The organism is Ruegeria intermedia (assembly GCF_900129345.1).
GTDB lineage: Bacteria > Pseudomonadota > Alphaproteobacteria > Rhodobacterales > Rhodobacteraceae > Ruegeria > Ruegeria intermedia.
This window is the reverse complement of record NZ_FQVK01000008.1, coordinates 108012-126585: the sequence shown is the minus strand read 5'-3', so window position 1 is coordinate 126585 and position 18574 is coordinate 108012. Positions and strand designations below refer to the sequence as shown.

The 18574-nt window shown below is 65.3% G+C and carries 21 protein-coding genes; 15 read left to right on the top strand and 6 right to left on the bottom strand.

Features of this window, described 5'->3' with window-relative positions; all coding sequences use genetic code 11:
• The first annotated feature begins 64 nt into the window (after positions 1-64).
• From hutI to F3H26_RS07990, 8 genes are all read left to right on the top strand, one after another.
• Entirely contained in the window at positions 65-1270 is a 1206-nt protein-coding gene (gene hutI / locus F3H26_RS08025; protein WP_149775536.1) for an imidazolonepropionase, read from the top strand.
• Positions 1267-2805 (top strand): histidine ammonia-lyase, encoded by a 1539-nt coding sequence (hutH, locus tag F3H26_RS08020; protein ID WP_149775535.1) that lies wholly within the window; start codon positions 1267-1269, stop codon positions 2803-2805. The genes hutI and hutH overlap by 4 nt, the downstream gene beginning before the upstream one ends.
• Positions 2802-3617 carry an N-formylglutamate deformylase gene (hutG, locus tag F3H26_RS08015; RefSeq protein ID WP_149775534.1) on the top strand — a complete coding sequence of 272 codons (816 nt, stop codon included), beginning with the start codon at positions 2802-2804 and terminating at the stop codon, positions 3615-3617. Before hutH ends, hutG begins: the two co-directional genes overlap by 4 nt.
• Positions 3614-5296, top strand: coding sequence for a urocanate hydratase (hutU, locus tag F3H26_RS08010; protein ID WP_149775533.1), 1683 nt, complete (start codon positions 3614-3616; stop codon positions 5294-5296). The genes hutG and hutU overlap by 4 nt, the downstream gene beginning before the upstream one ends.
• Positions 5297-5368: 72 nt before the next feature.
• Positions 5369-6247, top strand: a complete 879-nt coding sequence (gene serB, locus F3H26_RS08005; RefSeq protein WP_149775532.1) for a phosphoserine phosphatase SerB — start codon at positions 5369-5371, stop codon at positions 6245-6247.
• Positions 6248-6297: 50 nt separating this feature from the next.
• Positions 6298-6627, top strand: coding sequence for an ArsR/SmtB family transcription factor (locus F3H26_RS08000; RefSeq protein ID WP_149775531.1), 330 nt, complete (start codon positions 6298-6300; stop codon positions 6625-6627).
• Positions 6615-7052 (top strand): SRPBCC family protein, encoded by a 438-nt coding sequence (locus tag F3H26_RS07995; protein WP_149775530.1) that lies wholly within the window; start codon positions 6615-6617, stop codon positions 7050-7052. Before F3H26_RS08000 ends, F3H26_RS07995 begins: the two co-directional genes overlap by 13 nt.
• 19 nt (positions 7053-7071) lie before the next feature.
• Complete coding sequence (locus tag F3H26_RS07990) at positions 7072-7392, top strand: YciI family protein (RefSeq protein ID WP_149775529.1); 321 nt, start codon at positions 7072-7074, stop codon at positions 7390-7392.
• Between the two features lie 3 nt (positions 7393-7395).
• Here F3H26_RS07990 and F3H26_RS07985 read toward each other — a convergent pair whose 3' ends face one another.
• The gene (locus tag F3H26_RS07985; protein ID WP_149775528.1) at positions 7396-8394 is read right to left on the bottom strand and encodes an asparaginase; all 999 of its coding nucleotides are present in this window, start codon (positions 8392-8394) and stop codon (positions 7396-7398) included.
• Between the two features lie 179 nt (positions 8395-8573).
• Between F3H26_RS07985 and F3H26_RS07980 the strand changes: the two genes are divergently transcribed.
• The 5 genes from F3H26_RS07980 to F3H26_RS07965 all read left to right on the top strand — a co-directional run bounded on the left by F3H26_RS07980 (position 8574) and on the right by F3H26_RS07965 (position 11998).
• A complete protein-coding gene (locus F3H26_RS07980; protein WP_005980340.1) occupies positions 8574-9110 on the top strand; it encodes an invasion associated locus B family protein in 537 nt (178 codons plus the stop codon).
• Positions 9111-9266: 156 nt separating this feature from the next.
• The gene (locus tag F3H26_RS19440) at positions 9267-9434 is read left to right on the top strand and encodes a hypothetical protein (RefSeq protein WP_188127725.1); all 168 of its coding nucleotides are present in this window, start codon (positions 9267-9269) and stop codon (positions 9432-9434) included.
• A gap of 139 nt (positions 9435-9573) precedes the next feature.
• The gene (locus tag F3H26_RS07975; RefSeq protein ID WP_149775527.1) at positions 9574-9894 is read left to right on the top strand and encodes a lysozyme inhibitor LprI family protein; all 321 of its coding nucleotides are present in this window, start codon (positions 9574-9576) and stop codon (positions 9892-9894) included.
• Between the two features lie 84 nt (positions 9895-9978).
• On the top strand, positions 9979-11166 hold the full coding sequence (gene rlmN, locus F3H26_RS07970; protein ID WP_149775526.1) for a 23S rRNA (adenine(2503)-C(2))-methyltransferase RlmN: 1188 nt from the start codon (positions 9979-9981) through the stop codon (positions 11164-11166).
• 214 nt (positions 11167-11380) lie between these two features.
• Positions 11381-11998 carry a cytochrome P460 family protein gene (locus F3H26_RS07965; RefSeq protein ID WP_223162463.1) on the top strand — a complete coding sequence of 206 codons (618 nt, stop codon included), beginning with the start codon at positions 11381-11383 and terminating at the stop codon, positions 11996-11998.
• On the opposite strand, the gene F3H26_RS07960 is transcribed toward F3H26_RS07965, so the two are convergent.
• From F3H26_RS07960 to F3H26_RS07950, 3 genes are all read right to left on the bottom strand, one after another.
• Positions 11980-13659, bottom strand: coding sequence for a U32 family peptidase (locus F3H26_RS07960; RefSeq protein ID WP_149775524.1), 1680 nt, complete (start codon positions 13657-13659; stop codon positions 11980-11982). The two genes, F3H26_RS07965 and F3H26_RS07960, sit on opposite strands and share 19 nt — an antisense overlap.
• An 84-nt stretch (positions 13660-13743) precedes the next feature.
• Complete coding sequence (locus F3H26_RS07955; RefSeq protein WP_149775523.1) at positions 13744-14088, bottom strand: hypothetical protein; 345 nt, start codon at positions 14086-14088, stop codon at positions 13744-13746.
• Positions 14085-15014 (bottom strand): DnaJ C-terminal domain-containing protein, encoded by a 930-nt coding sequence (locus F3H26_RS07950; protein WP_149775522.1) that lies wholly within the window; start codon positions 15012-15014, stop codon positions 14085-14087. Before F3H26_RS07950 ends, F3H26_RS07955 begins: the two co-directional genes overlap by 4 nt.
• A gap of 179 nt (positions 15015-15193) precedes the next feature.
• Here F3H26_RS07950 and F3H26_RS07945 point away from each other — a divergent pair, with 179 nt between their 5' ends.
• Positions 15194-15577, top strand: coding sequence for a hypothetical protein (locus F3H26_RS07945; RefSeq protein ID WP_149775521.1), 384 nt, complete (start codon positions 15194-15196; stop codon positions 15575-15577).
• A gap of 3 nt (positions 15578-15580) precedes the next feature.
• Here the strand turns inward: F3H26_RS07945 and F3H26_RS07940 are convergent, their stop codons facing one another.
• The gene (locus F3H26_RS07940) at positions 15581-16687 is read right to left on the bottom strand and encodes a cystathionine gamma-lyase (protein WP_149775520.1); all 1107 of its coding nucleotides are present in this window, start codon (positions 16685-16687) and stop codon (positions 15581-15583) included.
• A 3-nt stretch (positions 16688-16690) separates the two neighbouring features.
• A complete protein-coding gene (locus F3H26_RS07935) occupies positions 16691-17533 on the bottom strand; it encodes an LOG family protein (RefSeq protein WP_149775519.1) in 843 nt (280 codons plus the stop codon).
• 79 nt (positions 17534-17612) lie between these two features.
• Between F3H26_RS07935 and F3H26_RS07930 the strand changes: the two genes are divergently transcribed.
• Positions 17613-18530 carry a threonine/serine dehydratase gene (locus F3H26_RS07930; RefSeq protein ID WP_149775518.1) on the top strand — a complete coding sequence of 306 codons (918 nt, stop codon included), beginning with the start codon at positions 17613-17615 and terminating at the stop codon, positions 18528-18530.
• The last annotated feature ends 44 nt before the right edge of the window (positions 18531-18574 follow it).

Genomic DNA, 18574 nt, shown 5'->3' with positions numbered 1-18574 from the left:
TAGACTTTAGGTTCTTACCCGTATACGAAAAAACAAACCGCAACGGGAGTCCAAAAGAATCGCCATGGCCGAAAAAACCGTCCTCCGCTGTCAGCATGTTGCGACCATGGCCGAGGGCGCGCCGCCCTATGGCCTGATCGAGGATGCCGCCATCGTGCTGAGTGGCGACCGGATCGACTGGGTGGGGTCTTGGCAGGACCCGTTGGCGCAACAGGCCGGCCCGGTCATCGACTACCGTGACCGCCTGATCACGCCGGGCCTGATCGACCCGCACACCCATGTCGTGTTTGGCGGCAATCGCGCCGTCGAGTTCGAGATGCGTCTGAACGGTGCCTCTTACGCCGATATCGCCGGGGCCGGTGGCGGTATCCTGTCCACGGTGGCGGCCACCCGCGCGGCCAGCCAGCAGGAACTGCTGGACACCGCCTTGCCCCGCGTCGATGCCCTGATCGCCGAAGCGGTGACCTGCATCGAGATCAAATCGGGCTATGGGCTGGAACCCGAGGCGGAGCTGCGCATGTTGCGCGTGGCGCGTCAGATCCCGCAGCTGCGCCCGGTTCGGGTGGTGACCAGCTTTCTGGGCGCGCATGCGGTCCCGCCCGAATACACCGGGCGCGCGGACGCCTATATCGACACGGTCTGCATCCCGACCCTGCGTGCGGCCCATGCCGAGGGGTTGGTCGACGCGGTCGACGGGTTCTGCGAGGGCATCGCCTTCGATACGGCTCAGGTCGCGCGGGTGTTCGACGCCGCGCGTGACCTGGGGTTGCCGGTCAAGCTGCATGCCGAGCAATTGTCGAACCTGGGCGGGGCCCGGCTGGCGGCGTCCTATGGCGCCTTGTCGGCCGATCACGTCGAATATGTGGACGCCGCCGGGGTGGCTGCCATGGCCGAAGCCGGAACGACCGCGGTTCTGCTCCCCGGCGCGTTCTACACGCTGCGGGAAACGCAGGCCCCGCCCATTGACCTGTTCCGCAAGGCCGGGGTTTCGATGGCCCTGGCCACCGATTGCAACCCGGGGTCCTCGCCGCTGACGTCGCTGCTGCTGACGATGAACATGGGCTGCACCCTGTTTGGCATGACCCCGGCCGAGGCGCTGGCCGGAGTCACCCGCAATGCCGCCCGCGCGCTTGGGCTGACCGATGCCGGCACGATCGCGCCGGGCCAACGGGCGGATCTGGCCGTGTGGGACGTCTCCCACCCGGCCGAGCTGGCCTATCGGATCGGGTTCAACCCGCTGCACGCGCGCATTTTCGGAGGGGAGGCATGAGCGCTCTGACCTTGGTTCCGGGGCAGGTTTCGCTGGCCCAACTGGCGGAGATCTACTGGAACGAAACGCCGGTGGTTCTGGATCATAGCTGCCGCCCGGCTGTCGAGGCCGCCGCCGCCCGCATCGCCGAGGCCGCCGCCGGTGACCAGCCCGTCTATGGCGTGAATACCGGGTTCGGCAAGCTGGCCAGCCTCAAGATCGCGGCCAGGGACACCTCGGCGCTGCAGCGCAATTTGATCCTCAGCCATTGCTGCGGGGTCGGCCCGGCGGTGCCGCGGCGGTTGGCGCGCCTGATGATGGCGCTCAAGCTGTTGTCTTTCGGGCGCGGCGCATCCGGGGTGCGGTGGGCGCTGGTGGACCTGCTGCAACAGATGCTGGCCCGTGGCGTGACCCCGGTGATCCCGGCGCAGGGCTCGGTGGGGGCCTCGGGCGATCTGGCGCCGCTGGCCCACATGACGGCGGTGGTCATCGGCGAAGGCGAAGCCGAGCTGAACGGTACGGTCATGCCGGGCGCCCATGCCTTGAAAATGGCCGGGTTAGAGCCTGTTCAACTGGGGCCGAAAGAGGGGCTGGCCTTCATCAACGGCACTCAGTTCTCGACGGCCTACGCCTTGGCGGGCCTGTTCGAGGGATGGTGCGCGGCGCAGAACGCGCTGGTCGTTTCGGCCGTATCGACCGATGCCATCATGGGCTCCACCGCGCCGCTGCAGCCCGAGATCCATGCTCTGCGGGGCCATCGCGGCCAGATCGAGGCCGCCAGCGCCATGCGCGCCGTGCTGCAGGGTTCGGAAATCCGCGAAAGCCATCGCGAGGGCGACAGCCGCGTGCAGGACCCGTATTGCATCCGCTGCCAGCCGCAGGTCACCGGTGCCGCGATGGACGTGATCCGGCAGGCCGCCGCCACCCTGCAGACCGAGGCCAACGCGGCCACCGACAACCCGCTGGTGCTGTCCGATCCCGACATGATCGTCTCGGGCGGCAATTTTCACGCCGAACCGGTGGGATTTGCCGCCGACATGATCGCGCTGGCCCTGTCCGAGATCGGCGCCATCGCGCAACGCCGGATCGCACTGATGGTGGATCCGACGCTCAGCTTCGATCTGCCGCCATTCCTGACCCCCGATCCGGGCTTGAATTCCGGATTCATGATCGCCGAGGTCACGACCGCCGCGCTGATGAGCGAGAACAAGCATCTGGCCAACCCCTGCGTCACCGACAGCACGCCCACCTCGGCCAACCAGGAAGATCACGTCTCGATGGCCGCCCACGGGGCGCGGCGTCTGACGCGCATGGTGGAAAACCTGAACTACATTCTGGGGATCGAACTGCTCTGCGCTGCCCAGGGCGTCGAGTTCCGCGCCCCGCTGGTCACCAGCGCGCCCCTGCAGCGGGTGATTGCGCGGCTGCGCGCCGACATCCCGCCCTTGGCCGAGGACCGGTACCTGGCCCCGGAATTGCAGCAGGCCAAGGATCTTGTGGCGAGCGGCGCGATCCTGGAGGCGCTGGGCGTACCGCTGCCGGAGGTGACGGCATGACCGTGGTCGAGGTGCAGCGGGGGCAGGGCCCGATCGTGCTGGGCCAGCCCCATGGTGGAACCGTCGTGCCCGAGGAGATCCATGCGCGCCTGAACCAGACCGGCCGGGCGTTGGCCGACACGGATTGGCACATAAACAGACTCTATAAAGGGCTTTCGGGCGATGCGACGGTGGTCCAGTCCCGCGTGCACCGTTATGTTGTCGACGCCAATCGTGACCCCGCAGGTCAGTCGCTCTATCCGGGGCAGAACACGACGACCCTGGTGCCGCTGACCGATTTCGACGGGCAACCCATATGGCTGGAAGGGCAGGAGCCGTCGGAAGATGAAATCGAGGAGAGGCGCAGAGAGTTCCACGCCCCCTACCACGCCGCGTTGCAGGAAGAATTGGAGCGGGTGCGGGCCAGGCATGGCGTGGCGATCCTGTTCGACTGCCACTCGATCCGGTCGCGGATCCCCTTCCTGTTCGACGGAGAACTGCCGGTCTTCAACACGGGCACCAATGACGGCACCACCTGCGCACCCGAGATCGCGCAGGCGGTGGACGCCGTGGCCCGGGCGTCGGGCTGTGCCGCGGTGCTGAACGGCCGGTTCAAGGGCGGCTGGACCACCCGGAACTACGGCTGCCCGGACAAGGGCATACATGCGATCCAGATGGAGATCGCCCAACGCGCCTATATGGACGAGAGGCCGCCCTGGCCCTGGCGCGCGGACCGGGCCGAACGCCTGCGCCCGCACCTGCAAGAGATGCTTGACCGCCTGCGCGCCCTGGCCCTGTCGGGCGCGCTGGCCGAAAAAGGAGCCCCGAAATGAGTGACCCGCGCAAGAACACCCGTGACGTCTTTCCGCCGACCGGTCCCGAGTTGAACGCCAAAAGCTGGCTGACCGAGGCCCCGTTGCGGATGCTGATGAACAACCTGCACCCCGACGTGGCCGAAAACCCGCACGAATTGGTGGTCTATGGCGGCATCGGCCGCGCGGCGCGGACCTGGAAGGATTTCGACACTATTGTTGCCAGTTTGAAGGATCTCGAGACCGACGAGACCCTGATCGTGCAGTCCGGCAAGCCGGTGGCGATCATCCGCACGCACAAGGACGCGCCGCGGGTGCTGATCGCCAATTCCAACCTCGTGCCGCATTGGGCGACCTGGGACCATTTCAACGAATTGGATCGGAAGGGCCTGATGATGTACGGCCAGATGACGGCCGGGTCGTGGATCTATATCGGCACGCAGGGCATCGTTCAGGGCACCTATGAAACCTTCGCCGAGGCCGGGCGGCAGCACTATCGCGGCGACCTGACCGGCCGATGGATCCTGACCGGTGGGCTGGGCGGCATGGGCGGAGCACAGCCCCTGGCCGCAGTCTTCGCCGGGGCCTGCTGTCTGGCGGTGGAATGCAACCCCGACAGCATCGATTTCCGCCTGCGCACCAAATACCTGGATGAAAAGGCCGAAACGCTGGACGAGGCGTTGGCCATGATCGACCGCTGGACGAAGGCGGGCGAGGCGAAGTCCGTGGGTCTGCTGGGCAATGCGGCCGAGATCTTTCCCGAGATCTACCGCCGCATGGCCGCGGGCGGAATGCGCCCCGACATCGTGACCGACCAGACCAGCGCCCATGACCCGATCAACGGGTATCTGCCGCTGGGCTGGACCCTGGCCCAGTGGCGTGAAAAGCGAGAAACAGACCCTAAGGCGGTGGAAAAGGCCGCGCGGGCCTCGATGAAGCAGCATGTCGCGGCGATGGTCGATTTCTGGAACGCGGGCGTGCCGACGCTGGACTATGGCAACAACATCCGTCAGGTCGCGCAGGACGAGGGGCTTGAGAACGCCTTTGCCTTTCCCGGTTTCGTCCCGGCCTATATCCGCCCGCTGTTCTGCCGCGGTATCGGCCCGTTTCGTTGGTGCGCGCTGTCGGGCGACCCCGAAGATATCTACAAGACCGATGCCAAGATGAAAGAGCTGTTCCCCGAGAACGAGCACCTGCATCGTTGGTTGGACATGGCCCGTGACCGGATCGCGTTTCAGGGCCTGCCCGCGCGGATCTGCTGGATCGGGCTGGGCGACCGGCACCGCGCGGGTCTGGCCTTCAACGAGATGGTCGCGAATGGAGAGCTGAGCGCACCTGTCGTCATCGGACGCGACCACCTCGACAGCGGTTCGGTCGCCAGCCCCAACCGCGAGACCGAGGCGATGCTGGACGGGTCCGACGCCGTGTCGGACTGGCCGCTGCTGAACGCGTTGATCAACACCGCCAGCGGCGCGACCTGGGTGTCGCTGCATCATGGCGGCGGGGTCGGCATGGGCTTCAGCCAGCATGCCGGCGTGGTGATCTGCGCCGACGGCACCGAGGACGCCGCGCGGCGGCTTGAGCGGGTGTTGTGGAACGATCCGGCCTCGGGCGTGTGGCGCCATGCGGATGCGGGGTATGACATCGCAAAGGATTGCGCCCGCGAACACGGGCTGCGCCTGCCGGGCATTCTGGGCTAGCGGCGCGGAATTGGCCTCTGGCGGAAATGCTGCGCCTGCGATATGCGCAGGGCAGGCTGCCGGAGGATCAAGATGTACGTTGCCACCCTGTTGACCAACCCCAAGACGCCGTCGCTGGACGGGGCGCTGATCGACGCGTTGCGCAACGCCTGGGGCGGGGGCGACATTCAATGGCTGAGCCCCGACGAGGCGGCCGAATTTGCCCTGCCGACGGTTCCGGAAAACCGTTGGGATGTCTGGGCTGACCTGCAGAAACTGGGCGTCGATCTGGTGGTGCAGCCGGCCGAGGGCCGCCGCAAGAAGATGCTGCTGGCCGACATGGACAGCACGATGATCCAGCAGGAATGCATCGACGAACTGGCCGACGAGGCCGGGGTGGGCGAGCGGGTCAAGGAGATCACCGCCCGCGCCATGAATGGCGAGCTGGATTTCGAAGGCGCGCTGACCGAGCGGGTGGGCCTGCTGAAGGGGCTGGACGTGTCGGTGATCGACCGGGTGCTGAACCAGCGGATCACCCTGATGCCGGGCGGCCGCGAACTGGTTGCGACGATGCGGGCCAATGGTGGCTATGCCGCGCTAGTCTCGGGCGGGTTCACCGCGTTCACGGCCCGCGTGGCCGAGCTGCTGGGCTTTGACGAGAACCGCGCCAACACGCTGCTGGCCGCCGACGGCAAGCTGACCGGTGACGTGCAGCGCCCGATCCTGGGCCGTCAGGCCAAGGTCGAGGCGCTGGAACAGATCACCGCCCGTCTGGGCATTTCCGAGGCCGAGGTGATCGCCGTGGGCGACGGGGCGAATGACCTGGGCATGCTGGAGCGTGCCGGGACGGGCGTGGCCCTGCACGCCAAACCCTCGGTCGCGGCGCAATGCGACGTGCGCATCAACCATGGCGACCTGACCGCGCTGCTGTATCTGCAGGGGTATGCCCGATCGGAATTCGCGCTGGGCTGATCCGACGGTTTCGGGTTTTCATTGTTTAACATTCATGTTAATCAACGGACATGAACACGCTGCTCGATGCCTTTTCGGCCCTGTCCGACCCGACCCGATTCACGATCGTTGAACAACTGATGGATCAGGGCGAACTGCCCGCAGGCGACCTTGCCCGGGGCAAGGGCATGTCCGGTGCGGCCATTTCCCGGCACCTGAAGGTGCTGCGGCAGGCCGGGCTGGTAAATCAGCGCGTCAACGGCACCCAGCGTATCTATTCGATCCGCCCCGAGGGGCTGCGGGCGATTGCCGAATGGACCATCTCGAAACGCCAGTTCTGGGAGGCCAGCCTGGACCGCCTGGGCGACATTCTGCAGGAGGACCCCACATGGCCGACCTGAAGCTGGTGCGTGACTTTCCCGTCAGCGCCGAAACGCTGTTCGCCTGGATCAGCGACGGAACCAGATTGTTGCAATGGTGGGGGCCCGAAGGGGTCGAGGTGCCGGAACACGATCTGGATTTCTCGCGCCCTGGGCCGTGGTATTCGGTCATGGTCAATGGCGACGGGCAGCGGTTCAAGGTGTCCGGGCATGTGACTCATGTGGACCCGCCGAACTCGGTCGGGTTCACCTGGGGCTGGCATGACGACGACGACCGGCGCGGCGCCGAGAGCCATGTGACGCTGGCGGTCGAGCCGACCAGCACCGGCGCGCGCCTGATCCTCGATCACCGCGATCTGGGCGATGACGACGTCTCGGCCAACCATGAACGAGGCTGGACCTCGTCGCTGCGCAAGCTGGAAGCCCGGCTTGCCCAACCCGTCTGACCAAAAGGGAGACCAGAAAATGCCTCAGTACCTGTTTGTCTATCACGGTGGCACCACGCCGACCGACCCGGCCGAGATCGAAGCCACAATGGCGGCCTGGGGCGCGTGGTTCCACGACATGGGGCCGGCGCTGGAAATTCCCGGCAACCCGGTGGGCCAGTCTTATACCGTCAGCGCCGATGGCGTGGCCGACAATGGCGGGCCGAACCCGGCCTCGGGCTTTACCGTGGTCAAGGCCGACAGCATCGAGGCCGCCACCGAGATGGCCAAGGGCTGCCCCATGGTGGTCAACGGCTCGGGCTCGGTCGAGGTGGCCGAGATCCACGAGATCGAGATGTGACCCTCAGCCGGGGAAACCCGGCGCGGGGCGGATCACGCCGCATTCCAGCCCGCGGCGGCTGTATTGCGTGGCGTTCATGAATTTGCGCGTGGCCGGGTGATCGGCCTCGAGCACGCCGAGGCTGACGAGAATGGCGGCAATGGCGCATTCGCTGGCGCGGGTGGCGCCATCGGTGATCTTCAGCGCCACGCCCATCTTCTTTTCCGGGATGATGGCCACGAACACGGCCTCGGCCCCGGTCTTGATCGCGGCACGGCCGTTCATCGCCCGCATCAGTTCGGTGCAGGCGCGGGTTTCGCCGGCCACCAGTTCGGGATGTTTCATCATCGCGGCTGTCAGTTGCTGCGCCGCGTCGCTGGCCCGGTCCGACCGGTCGCCGGCCGAGGCAAACCACGCCATCGACCGCGCCAGCCCCACCAGCGAAGTGGCGAAATTGGGCGCCGAGCAGCCGTCGATCCCGTAACACGGGCTGTCCTCGCCCGTGGCCTCTTCGAAGGCCGACAGGCAGGCCTGCTGCACGGGGTGGTCGATCTCGATATATTCCGGGCCTGCGCCCATGTGCTGGGCCAAGGTAACGAACCCGCAATGCTTGCCCGAGCAGTTGTTGTGGATCTGGCAGGGCGTGTCGTCGGCCAGGATCAGGCCGTCGCGCGCGGCCATGTCGGCCGGCTCCTGCGGGCCGCAGCGCAGATCGGGCTCGGACAGGCCCAGGTGATCCAGCCAGGCGGTCACGCGTTCGGTATGGATCGCCGCGCCGTTGTGCGAGGCGCAGGCCAGCGCCAGATGCTCGGAGCCAAGTCCGTATTTGGCCGCCGCGCCCGAGGTGATCAGCGGCAGCGCCTGGATCATCTTGGCCGACGACCGCGGATAGATCACCGCGTTCGGATCGCCCCAGCTGCGCACGATCTGGCCGCTGTCGTCGCAGATCACCGCATGGCCAAGATGAAGGCTCTCCAACATCGGTCCCCGCCACAGCTCGGTCATCGGTACGGGTTGCGTCATGTCGTCCCTCCGGAATGTGCGCAAAATTCTGCCAATCGCTCTTTCGCCTGTGGTGAAACCTGCGTTAGTGTGTGTATGTCGGCAAACACCCGGATGCGCAACTGCAACAGACGAACCGGCAGGGTTCGCGGCCATCCGGGGTGGAGTTGAGGTGTGGGTCGAGCCAGGAGGCTGAACAGATGAGATCGAAGCTCGTCCGCGTGATCGCGGGCCTTTGCGTGGCGGGGATGGCCACGACCGCAATCGCCCAGCAGGCGACAAGCACCAACCGGGTGGCGGCAAAGACCGACTGGAGCGTTTTCGTCGAGGACGATCCGACCGAGTGCTGGAGCGTCTCGGCGCCCAAGGAAACGGTGAACACCCGCGGCGGGCGGGTCGTGTCGGTGCGGCGCAGCGACATTCTGCTGTTCGTGTTCTACCGCCCCAAGGCCGATGTCAAAGGGCAGGTGACCTTTACCGGCGGGTATCCCTTTGCGCCGGGATCGACCGTGAACCTGAAGATCGACGACAACGAATTCGAGCTGTTCACCGAAGGTGAATGGGCCTGGCCGGCCAGCGCCGCGGATGACGCCAAGATCGTGACCGCGATGAAGCGCGGTACCGAGGCCGTCCTGACTGCGCGCTCGGCGCGTGGCACCCAGACCAAGGATACCTTTTCGCTGCTGGGCTTCACCGCGGCCATCGAAGAGGCCGAGAAGCGCTGCACCCAGCAGTAAGGTCCGTTCTTGGCTCGCTGCAAAGGCTCCGCCCATCCGGCGGAGCTTTTTCGACGCAGGTTTCCGCGACGTCGTTGTCTCGATTTGATCCGTATCAAGGCCGAAGCGGCTTGAACCTGAACAATCCGGTTCAGTTCAAATCGATGGAGCCAAACCATGACTGTCAAACCGTTTCTTGTTCTCATGCTCGCCGCCGCCGCCGTTCTGAGTGCCTGCGAGAAATCTGCCGACACCTACCCGGTCACGGGTGAGCAATGCGGCCCGAACGATCCGGTCAAGAAACTGGACGTCGAGGATTGTTACATCCCGCCGGCGGGGCTGTAGGCGCGTCGCGCGGTTGAAATGTGCCCAAACCCTTCGGCCGTGCTAACGTTCGTTTCAGTGCACAGCGATGAAAGGGTCAGCCATGCGTTGGGTTTGGGCAGTAATATGTGTTCCGGCATCGGTTTTCGCGGACCCCGCGTTGGAATGCACCGATGCCGGATCGCAGGTCGAGATCGGCGCCTGCGTCGGTCAGGCAGAAACCAATGTCGAGGCCGCTTTGGTGCAGGCCTTCGGTCTTGCGGCCGATGCTGCGAAGGAACTGGACGCGGTCACCGGGCGCACCGTCGCGCTGACCGCGCTCGAGGCCTCTCAGGCCGCGTGGCAGGCCTATCGCGACGCCCAATGCGAGGCGGTGGGCGCGTCTTATGGTGGCGGATCGGGGACGGGTATCGCGATCACCTCGTGCCGGGTCGAGCTGGGGCGGGCGCGGGTGACCGAGCTGCTGCGGTTCGCGAACTGACACCTGGGGTGCACGAATCCTTTTGATCTTTGCCGGCGTTCCTATATAGAGGCGCATCCCAAGCCAGAACGCCCGAGACCCACCATGACCGCCAAAGCGCCGATCACCCAGGATGTCGTGACCATTCCCCGCAAATTGCCCGAGGGAAAGATCAACCTTGTGGGCCTCACCCGCGACCGGCTGCGCGAGGTCCTGATCGAACACGGCACCCCGGAAAAGCAGGCCAAGATGCGGGTGAACCAGATCTGGCAGTGGATCTATCAATGGGGCGTGCGCGACTTTGACCAGATGACCAATCTGGCCAAGGCCTATCGCGCGCAGCTGGCCGAGCATTTCGTGATCGAAATCCCCGAGGTCGTCACCCGACAGATCTCGTCCGACGGCACCCGCAAATACCTGGTGCGCATCGCCGGCGGGCACGAGGTCGAGGTCGTCTACATCCCCGAAGAGGATCGCGGCACGCTGTGCATCTCGTCGCAGGTGGGCTGCACGCTGACCTGTTCGTTCTGCCACACCGGAACGCAGAAGCTGGTGCGCAACCTGACCGCCGCCGAGATCATCGGTCAGGTGATGATGGCGCGCGACGATCTGGGCGAATGGCCCACCCCGGGCGCGCCCAAGAACGAGACGCGCCTGCTGTCCAACATCGTGCTGATGGGCATGGGCGAGCCGCTCTACAATTTCGAGAACGTCCGCGACGCGATGAAGATCGCGATGGATCCCGAGGGCATTTCCCTGTCGCGCCGGCGGATCACCCTGTCGACCTCGGGCGTGGTACCCGAAATCGCCCGCACGGCGGAAGAGATCGGCTGCCTGCTGGCGATCTCGTTCCACGCCACCACGGACGAGGTGCGCGATGTTCTGGTCCCGATCAACAAACGTTGGAACATCGAGGAACTGCTGCAGGCGCTTGCCAGCTATCCCAACGCGTCGAATTCCGAGCGGATCACCTTTGAATACGTGATGCTGGACGGCGTGAACGACAGCGACGAGGACGCGCATCGCCTGATCGACCACATCAAGCGCCACGACATTCCGGCCAAGATCAACCTGATCCCGTTCAACGAATGGCCCGGCGCGCCCTACAAGCGCAGCTCGAACAACCGGATCCGGGCCTTTGCCAACATCATCTATCAGGCCGGGTACGCCTCGCCCATCCGCAAGACGCGGGGCGAGGACATCATGGCCGCCTGCGGTCAATTGAAATCGGCTACCGAGCGCGCCCGCAAGTCGCGCCGCCAGATCGAGGCCGAGGCCGGGTTGAAAGGTTGATCCCACGCCCACGGGTTCGCGGGCAAATGGTGTGTGATTCCAGCGCTGGATTTGGTAGTCTGGTCAGGTGAAGGGCGCGCGCCTGCGCGTCAGTAACCCTTGCGCACAAGACGGTGAGATGGACAGTCCGGTCCTGGTGCGTTTCGTCCAGTCCGCTTACATTTGTCGGGGAAATCGGCGGTTGTCAGGCAAACCTGGGATGGAGGTGGGCCGAATGATGAACGGATTGGTGAAACTGTGCGCGACGGTCATGGGTCTTTCCGGCCTGATCGTGGCGGTGGCTTTGGCCCAGGAAAACGGCCGGGACGCGCACTTGGCGATCGAGAACCCGGCGGACCTGAGCAAAGAGGACGCGCGGCAGCACTATCGCGCCCTCAGGAAACAGATGGATCGCGGCTATGCCACGGCGCATCTGGATCAACTGATGAACTATCAGAACTGGCCGTTGTTCAACGATGCGCCGTACCTGTCGGCCACGCATGGGCAGCGCTACGTCAACAGCTATGCCAACCGGATGGCCCACAATTACGGCACGTTGCAACCGGGGGAAAAGCTGCCCGTGGGCTCGGTTCTGGCCAAGGACAGCATGACCGCCACGGCCGAGGGCCGGGTGCATCCCGGCGCCTTGTTCGTGATGGAGAAACTGCCCGAAGGCACCAGCCCCGACACCGCCGACTGGCGCTATGTCATGGTGATGCCCGACGGGTCGCTGTTCGGCGACACGATGGGGGATCGCGCGGGGGCGGTTGCCTATTGCCATGACTGCCACGAAGCGGTGGCCGACCGGGACTATACGTTCTTCGTGCCCGAGGATTACCGCGTCGGCAACTGATCGCGGGCCGCGTCACCGGGCAGTTTCAGGGCGGCGGCCTCGCGCCGGCTGAGCTGTTCGCCCTGCTTGCGTTTTGACAGAACCTCGCGCGCCAGCGCGTATTTGTCATCCTGCCAGAAGATCAGACAGCCGTTGCACCCCTTGCCGCAGCAGCCCTCGGTGCCCACGCGGTTGGTCTTGAACCGGCGCGCGGTGCCGTCCTGGCCGATCTTCTCCACCAGCTCGTCCCGACGGCGGGCATAGGCCGCGGGATTGTCGCGCCCCGAGGTTTCCAACCCCTGCACCAGCTTGTCAAAGCGGATGCGGCTCCAATGTTCGTCGGTCAGGGCGCGTTCCTTGCGCAGCACCGAATACACCGGGAAACGGGCGCGCAGGTCGTCGGGGTCTTCGTGATCGAACAGGGCAAACGGCAGGCGGATCACGGTTTTCGTGCTGCCATGCACCACGTCCAGCCTGGCGCGGTCACTGGCGCGTTCGAATTCGTAGACGCGCAGCAGGACCGTCTCGCGCGAGATGGGCGAGACGAAATCCAGCACGTCGCCGGGTTCAAGCTTGTTCTTCACCTCGACCAGGAAGGCATCCTCGGTCACGTCGGTCACCAGTCCGGCATATTCCCATTGGGCGATGGTCGCGGTGTGTTCGTAGTCATGCGCGTAGTTGGTCAGCCGCCCTTCGTGAAAGGCCAGCGTGTAGCCGCGGTTTCCCACGGTCTCCAACTCGCGCATGTACGGCTTCGGGTCCCAGTTCTCGGGGTCGGCATAGTAGTCGTCTATGGCCATGCGATAGGCGCGCGCGACGATGGCGGCATAATATTCCGACTTGCCGCGCCCCTCGACCTTGAGGCTGTCGACACCGATCTTCAGATATTCGTCCAGTTTCGGCATGATGCACAGATCGCGCGAATTGAGGATATACGAGCCGCGACCGTCTTCTTCGATCGGCATCAGTTCACCCGGGCGGCAGCCCTCTTCCAGCAGAAACTCGAACAGGTCGGCGTTTTCCTCGGTGATCCGCAGTTCCTGATGGGTGCCGTCCTTCAGCCGCAGCTTCAGCGCATAGTTCCAGCGGCAGGAATTGGCGCAGTTGCCCTGGTTGGCGCCACGTTCCGCCATGAAATTCGACAGCAGGCAGCGGCCCGAATAGGTCATGCACATGGCGCCGTGCACGAAGGCCTCGAGCCGGATGTCGGGGCATTTCTCGCGGATTTCCACCAGTTCGGGGTACGAGACCTCGCGCGCCAGCACCACCAGTTCGGCCCCCTGATCCTGCCAGAACTTCACCGACAGCCACGAACAGATATTGGCCTGGGTAGAGATATGCAGCGGCAGTTCCGGCGCGCGGTCGCGCACGTACTGGAACACGCCGGGGTCGGCGATGATCAACCCGTCGGGCCGCACCTTGCGGACGGTGTCGATGTATTCGTCCAGCTTGGGGATGTCCTTGTTGTGCGAGAACAGGTTCAGCGTCAGATAGGCGCGGCGGCCATGCGCGTGGCAGAACTCGACCCCTTCGATCACCTCGTCCAGCGAAAACTCGGACTTGGTGCGCAGGGACATGTCGGGCGTGCCCAGATACACCGCATCCGCCCCGTACAGGATGGCCAGTTTCAGCTTGCGCAGATTGCCCGCAGGCATCAGCAGTTCCGATTTGGTCCGTGTCATCGCAGTACCCGGTTCCGACTCGATGGCGCCTTCTAAGGCAAAACCACCGAGTCCAGAAGGGCAAACCCGCCTTGCACACAGGCCCTAGCTGCGACGGAACCGCGCTGTTCCGATCCGTTCGACCAGCTGGCTGCGCACCGGGTCGGGTTGGGCGTCGATGGCGCGCAGCACCTCGCGCAGTTCGGCCCGCAGGCCGTGCATCTGGTCGATCAGCGACAGCACCATCGACAGGGCGTCGGGCTCCATCTCGTACTGGTCGTCCAATTCGCAGGCCAGTTGCAGGCGGGCCATGTCCAGGCGTTCGTAGACCAGCCCCCGGTCGGACTGGCGCGGGATCACGATCCGGGCGGACAGGAACCGGGACAACCGCTCGGACGTCAGGTTCTGGACGGCTTCGATCAGTTCGGCTTCGGTCAGAGAACGGGTCATGCCGGCATTCCTTTCCGCGGATCATAGCTGTGCGACTTGCGCCAGTTCTGCATGAACTGCTTCAGCTCGTCATCGATCTTGTCGGGCATCACCACGCTCAGCTCGATCAGCTGGTCGCCGCGTTTGTCCGAGCCGCGTTTCCTGACGCCTTTGCCTCGCAGGCGCAGGGTCTTGCCGCTGCTGGTGCCCTCGGGCACGGTCACGTTCACCCGGCCGTCGATCGTGGGCGCGGGGACCTTGCCGCCCAGAACGGCCTCGTCGATGGTGATCGGCAGGGTGATGCGGATGTCGTCGCCCTCGCGCTTGAACACCGGGTGCTCGGCCACGCGGATCGTGACCAGCGCGTCGCCCGGCGGGCCTTCACCATAGCCCGGCGCGCCCTTGCCGCGCAGGCGGATGGTCTGGCCGTCGGTGATGCCGGCGGGGATCTTCACCTCGATCCGGTCGCCATTGGGCAGGGTCAGCTTTTGCGTGGCGCCAAAGACCGCGTCCAGGAAGCTGATCTGCAGGCTGTAGTTCACGTCGTGGCCTGGCGCGTGGAATTCATGTGTGCGTGCCCCGCCGAAGCCGCCGCCACGCCGGTTGCCGAAGAACTGGGCAAAGATGTCCGACATGTCGTCATCCTGAAACCCGCCGCCCGAGCGATAGGGGTTGCCCGCGGTTTCGGCATATTCGCGGTAATATTGCTGCTGCGGGCGTTCCTGGCCCGAGGCGTCGATCTCGCCCCGGTCGAACTTGGCCCGGGTTTCGGGGTCCTTCAGCAGGTCATAGGCGGCCGCGGCGGCCTTGAACCGCGCCTCGGCCTTGGCGTCCCCGGGCTTGAGGTCGGGGTGGCAGTCCTTGGCGATGCGCCGGTAGGCTTTCTTGATTTCGGCAGCACTGGCGTCTTTCGAGACGCCCAACACCGAATATGGATCGTCGCTCATGTAACTCTCGTTTCTGATTGGTTTCGCCAGTGGAAGTCGTTGGCAGTTAACCCTTCAGATTGTGTCTTGTCATGGAATTTCAACAGGTCCGAACGCCGAGCAGTTTGAATTTTCTCGAAAATTTCCGGCATCCTGATACTGTTCGCATGTTTCGAGCTGTTTCGGAGGGAGTCAATCGCATGTCTCGCAGAATCAAGTCGGCCCTGGCCCTGTTGGCGGGCAATGCCATCGGTCTGTTGCTGGCCAGCCTGTTGCTGACCGGCTTTTCGATCAAGCCGGTGTCCTTCATCGTGGTGGTGATCGTGTTCACCCTGGTTCAGGTCGTGGCCGAGCCATTGATCCTGAAGATCGGGGAAAAGAACGTGCCGGCGCTGAAGGGCGGCATCGCGCTGGTGGTCACCTTCGTGGGCCTGCTGGTCACCGACCTGGTCACCGCTGGGCTGACGGTGGGCGGCATCTCGAACCTGCTGGCGGCGACGCTGCTGGTGTGGCTGGGCGCCCTGATCGCCGGAATCGTCTTGCCGATCTATGTGTTCACCGAACTGCGCGAGCCCAGGAAATAGGGCCTAGGCCAGCGCCTTCAGGCTGTCGTTCAGGGCCTGCCACAGCTCGTCCACCGGCTCGCACCCGACCGACAGGCGCACGAAACCGGGATCGACCTGATCCCCCCAGCGTGCGCGCCGCTCGGCCGAGCTGTGCACGCCGCCAAAGGACGTGGCCGGGCGCAACAGCGGGCAGCCATTGATGAACCGTTCGGCCTGGTCTTCCGAGGCCAGCGTGATCGTCAGCAGAAAACCGAACCGCGCGGTCTGTTTGCGGGCCAGATCGTGCGACGGGTCCGACGGCAGGCCGGGATAGCGGATCTGGCTGACGGCCGGGTGACTGGCCAGCCGTTCGGCCAGAACCTGCGCCGAGCTGCACATGCGGTCGAACCGGACGTCCAGCGTCTCCAGCCCGCGATGCAGCAACCAGGCTTCGTGCGGGCCGGGGATCGCGCCCGAGATGCGGCGCCATTCCTCGACCCGCTCCATGATCTGGGCATTGCGGCTGGCCACATGGCCCATCAGCAGGTCGGAATGCCCGCCCATCGCCTTGGTGTCCGAGGCGACGACGATGTCGATGCCCAGGTCCAGCGGGCGCTGTCCCAGCGGGGTCAGCGTCGTGTTGTCGGCGATGGTGATGCCCCCCACGGCGCGCACGTCGCGGGCCACCTGCGCCAAGTCGATCATGTCGAGCCCGGGGTTGGACGGGCTTTCGACGAAGACAACATCGAACCCGTCGAATCCACCCTGCGCGAATGCGGTCGTGGGGCGCTCTTCGACCGACACGCCCAGCGGGGCGAGGAACCGGTCGGCCAGCAGGCGGGTTACATAATACCCGTCCGACGGGATCAGGATACGCGACCCCGCCCGCACGGTGGCGAACAGTGCGGCCGAAATCGCGCCCATGCCGGACGGAAAGATCAGGCAGGGCGCGTCTTCGAGATGCGCCAGCACATGCTCGACCTGCGTCCAGGTCGGGTTGTCCGCACGGCCATAGGTCGGGTGCCCGTCCGGCGCGCCGGGCATGTGGAACATGCTGCTTTGGGTCAGCGGCAGGGCCACCGGCTCGCCTTTGCTCAGGGCATTGCCGCGCAGGTGCAGCATCTCGCCGGTCTTGGGGGTGCGGGCCATCGCTCAGCGCCCGGGAATGTCGCTGCGCGGCGGGGCGGGTTCCCAGCGCTCGATGATGTCGACCGCCTCTTGCGCGGTTTCGACAAAGCGGAAGAGGTCCAGATCCTGTTCGGAAATCGTGCCGGCATCGGCCAGGGCTTTCCAGTTGATCACCCGTTCCCAGAAGTCGCGACCGAACAGCAGGAAGGGCACGCGCTCCATCCGACCGGTCTGGATGAGGGTGAGGGATTCGAACATCTCGTCCATGGTGCCGAACCCGCCGGGGAAGATGGTGATCGCGCGGGCGCGCATCAGGAAATGCATCTTGCGGATGGCGAAATAGTGGAAGTTGAAACACAGATCCGGCGTGACGTACTGGTTCGGGGCCTGTTCGTGCGGCAGCACGATGTTCAGCCCGATCGAGCAGCCGCCGGCATCATGGGCGCCGCGGTTGCCGGCCTCCATCACACCGGGGCCGCCGCCGGTGACGATCACGTTCTCGCGGCAGCCGGACAGCTTGGATTTCTCGGTCATCAGGCGGGCGAATTCGCGCGCCTCGTCATAGTATTTCGACAGCTCGGCCAGGGTCTTGGTCCGCGCGCCGTCCTTTTTGGACGGCTCCGGGATGCGCGCGCCGCCGAACATCACGATGGTCGACGTGATCTCGCGCTCGGAAATGTTCAGCTCGGGCTTCAGCAACTCCAGTTGCAGGCGCACGGGGCGCAGCTCGTTGCGCAGCAGGAATTCTTCATCGGCAAAGGCCAGCCGGTACGAGGGCGACCGTGTCTGCGGCGTGTCCGGAACCTCGCTTGCGGTCGAGCGGTCGGTCTGGGCGTCGCGAAAGGGGCTGAGGCGTTGATCTTTCATTGCTGGGCGTTCCCTGCTTGCGTGTTTTCCAAACAGCTATAGGGTTCGCGGGCAGAGTGCCAGTCACGGAAAGATGAGAATGGATTGGAAACACGAGATTTCGGCGGCGTCCCGGAGGATTGCCGGCCATGCACAGGTGACGCCGGTCATGGCCAGCGCCGGTCTGGGGCTGGGCTATCCCGTCGAGATGAAACTGGAACACCTGCAGCACACCGGCAGCTTCAAGGCGCGCGGGGCGTTCAATACTTTGCTGAGCACGGATGTGCCCGCGGCCGGAGTGGTTGCTGCATCGGGCGGGAATCACGGCGCGGCGGCGGCCTATGCGGCGGGGGCGCTGGGCCATCCGGTCAAGATCTTCGTGCCCGAGATGGCCGGCCCGTCCAAGATTGCCCTGATCGAACGGATCGGGGCCGATCTGAGCGTGGTGCCGGGTGAATATGCAAACGCCCTGACGATGGCGCGTGAACACGAGGCCCGCACGGGTGCGATGCAGATCCATGCCTATGACGCTCCGGCAACGGTGGCCGGGCAGGGCACCTGTTTCGCGGAATGGGACAGCCAGGGCCTGCAGGCCGATACCGTATTGGTGGCGGTGGGCGGCGGTGGGCTGATCGCGGGGGCGCTGGCCTGGTTTCAGGGCGCGCGCAAGGTTGTTGCGGTCGAGCCGGAAACCTCTTGTGCCTTGAACGCGGCGCTGCAGGCCGGCGCGCCGGTGGATGTTCCGGTGTCGGGCATCGCGGCCAACGCGCTGGGTGCGCGGCGGATCGGCGACATCTGTTTCGGACTGGCGCAGGGGATGACGTCGGTGCTGGTCAGCGATGACGCGATCGCCGAGGCGCAGCAGCGCCTGTGGCAGGCGCATCGCATTCTGGTCGAGCCGGCGGGCGCGACGGCCCTGGCGGCTCTGTCCTCGGGTGTCTACACGCCGGAACCGGGCGAACGGGTCGCGGTGCTGGTCTGCGGGGGCAATATCGCACCTGACCCTCTGACCGCCTGAATTTGCGCCTTGAGGCCCGGGTCATGGGATTATAGATAAAATCC

Excerpts from the sequence above, each read along its gene's own strand:
- hutI (WP_149775536.1), top strand. The coding sequence starts at position 65 with ATGGCCGAAAAAACCGTCCTCCGCTGTCAGCATGTTGCGACCATGGCC.
- hutH (WP_149775535.1), top strand. The coding sequence starts at position 1,267 with ATGAGCGCTCTGACCTTGGTTCCGGGGCAGGTTTCGCTGGCCCAACTG.
- hutG (WP_149775534.1), top strand. The coding sequence starts at position 2,802 with ATGACCGTGGTCGAGGTGCAGCGGGGGCAGGGCCCGATCGTGCTGGGC.
- hutU (WP_149775533.1), top strand. The coding sequence starts at position 3,614 with ATGAGTGACCCGCGCAAGAACACCCGTGACGTCTTTCCGCCGACCGGT.
- serB (WP_149775532.1), top strand. The coding sequence starts at position 5,369 with ATGTACGTTGCCACCCTGTTGACCAACCCCAAGACGCCGTCGCTGGAC.
- F3H26_RS08000 (WP_149775531.1), top strand. The coding sequence starts at position 6,298 with ATGAACACGCTGCTCGATGCCTTTTCGGCCCTGTCCGACCCGACCCGA.
- F3H26_RS07995 (WP_149775530.1), top strand. The coding sequence starts at position 6,615 with ATGGCCGACCTGAAGCTGGTGCGTGACTTTCCCGTCAGCGCCGAAACG.
- F3H26_RS07990 (WP_149775529.1), top strand. The coding sequence starts at position 7,072 with ATGCCTCAGTACCTGTTTGTCTATCACGGTGGCACCACGCCGACCGAC.
- F3H26_RS07985 (WP_149775528.1), bottom strand. The coding sequence starts at position 8,394 with ATGACGCAACCCGTACCGATGACCGAGCTGTGGCGGGGACCGATGTTG.
- F3H26_RS07980 (WP_005980340.1), top strand. The coding sequence starts at position 8,574 with ATGAGATCGAAGCTCGTCCGCGTGATCGCGGGCCTTTGCGTGGCGGGG.
- F3H26_RS19440 (WP_188127725.1), top strand. The coding sequence starts at position 9,267 with ATGACTGTCAAACCGTTTCTTGTTCTCATGCTCGCCGCCGCCGCCGTT.
- rlmN (WP_149775526.1), top strand. The coding sequence starts at position 9,979 with ATGACCGCCAAAGCGCCGATCACCCAGGATGTCGTGACCATTCCCCGC.
- F3H26_RS07965 (WP_223162463.1), top strand. The coding sequence starts at position 11,381 with ATGATGAACGGATTGGTGAAACTGTGCGCGACGGTCATGGGTCTTTCC.
- F3H26_RS07960 (WP_149775524.1), bottom strand. The coding sequence starts at position 13,659 with ATGACACGGACCAAATCGGAACTGCTGATGCCTGCGGGCAATCTGCGC.
- F3H26_RS07955 (WP_149775523.1), bottom strand. The coding sequence starts at position 14,088 with ATGACCCGTTCTCTGACCGAAGCCGAACTGATCGAAGCCGTCCAGAAC.
- F3H26_RS07950 (WP_149775522.1), bottom strand. The coding sequence starts at position 15,014 with ATGAGCGACGATCCATATTCGGTGTTGGGCGTCTCGAAAGACGCCAGT.
- F3H26_RS07945 (WP_149775521.1), top strand. The coding sequence starts at position 15,194 with ATGTCTCGCAGAATCAAGTCGGCCCTGGCCCTGTTGGCGGGCAATGCC.
- F3H26_RS07940 (WP_149775520.1), bottom strand. The coding sequence starts at position 16,687 with ATGGCCCGCACCCCCAAGACCGGCGAGATGCTGCACCTGCGCGGCAAT.
- F3H26_RS07935 (WP_149775519.1), bottom strand. The coding sequence starts at position 17,533 with ATGAAAGATCAACGCCTCAGCCCCTTTCGCGACGCCCAGACCGACCGC.
- F3H26_RS07930 (WP_149775518.1), top strand. The coding sequence starts at position 17,613 with ATGGATTGGAAACACGAGATTTCGGCGGCGTCCCGGAGGATTGCCGGC.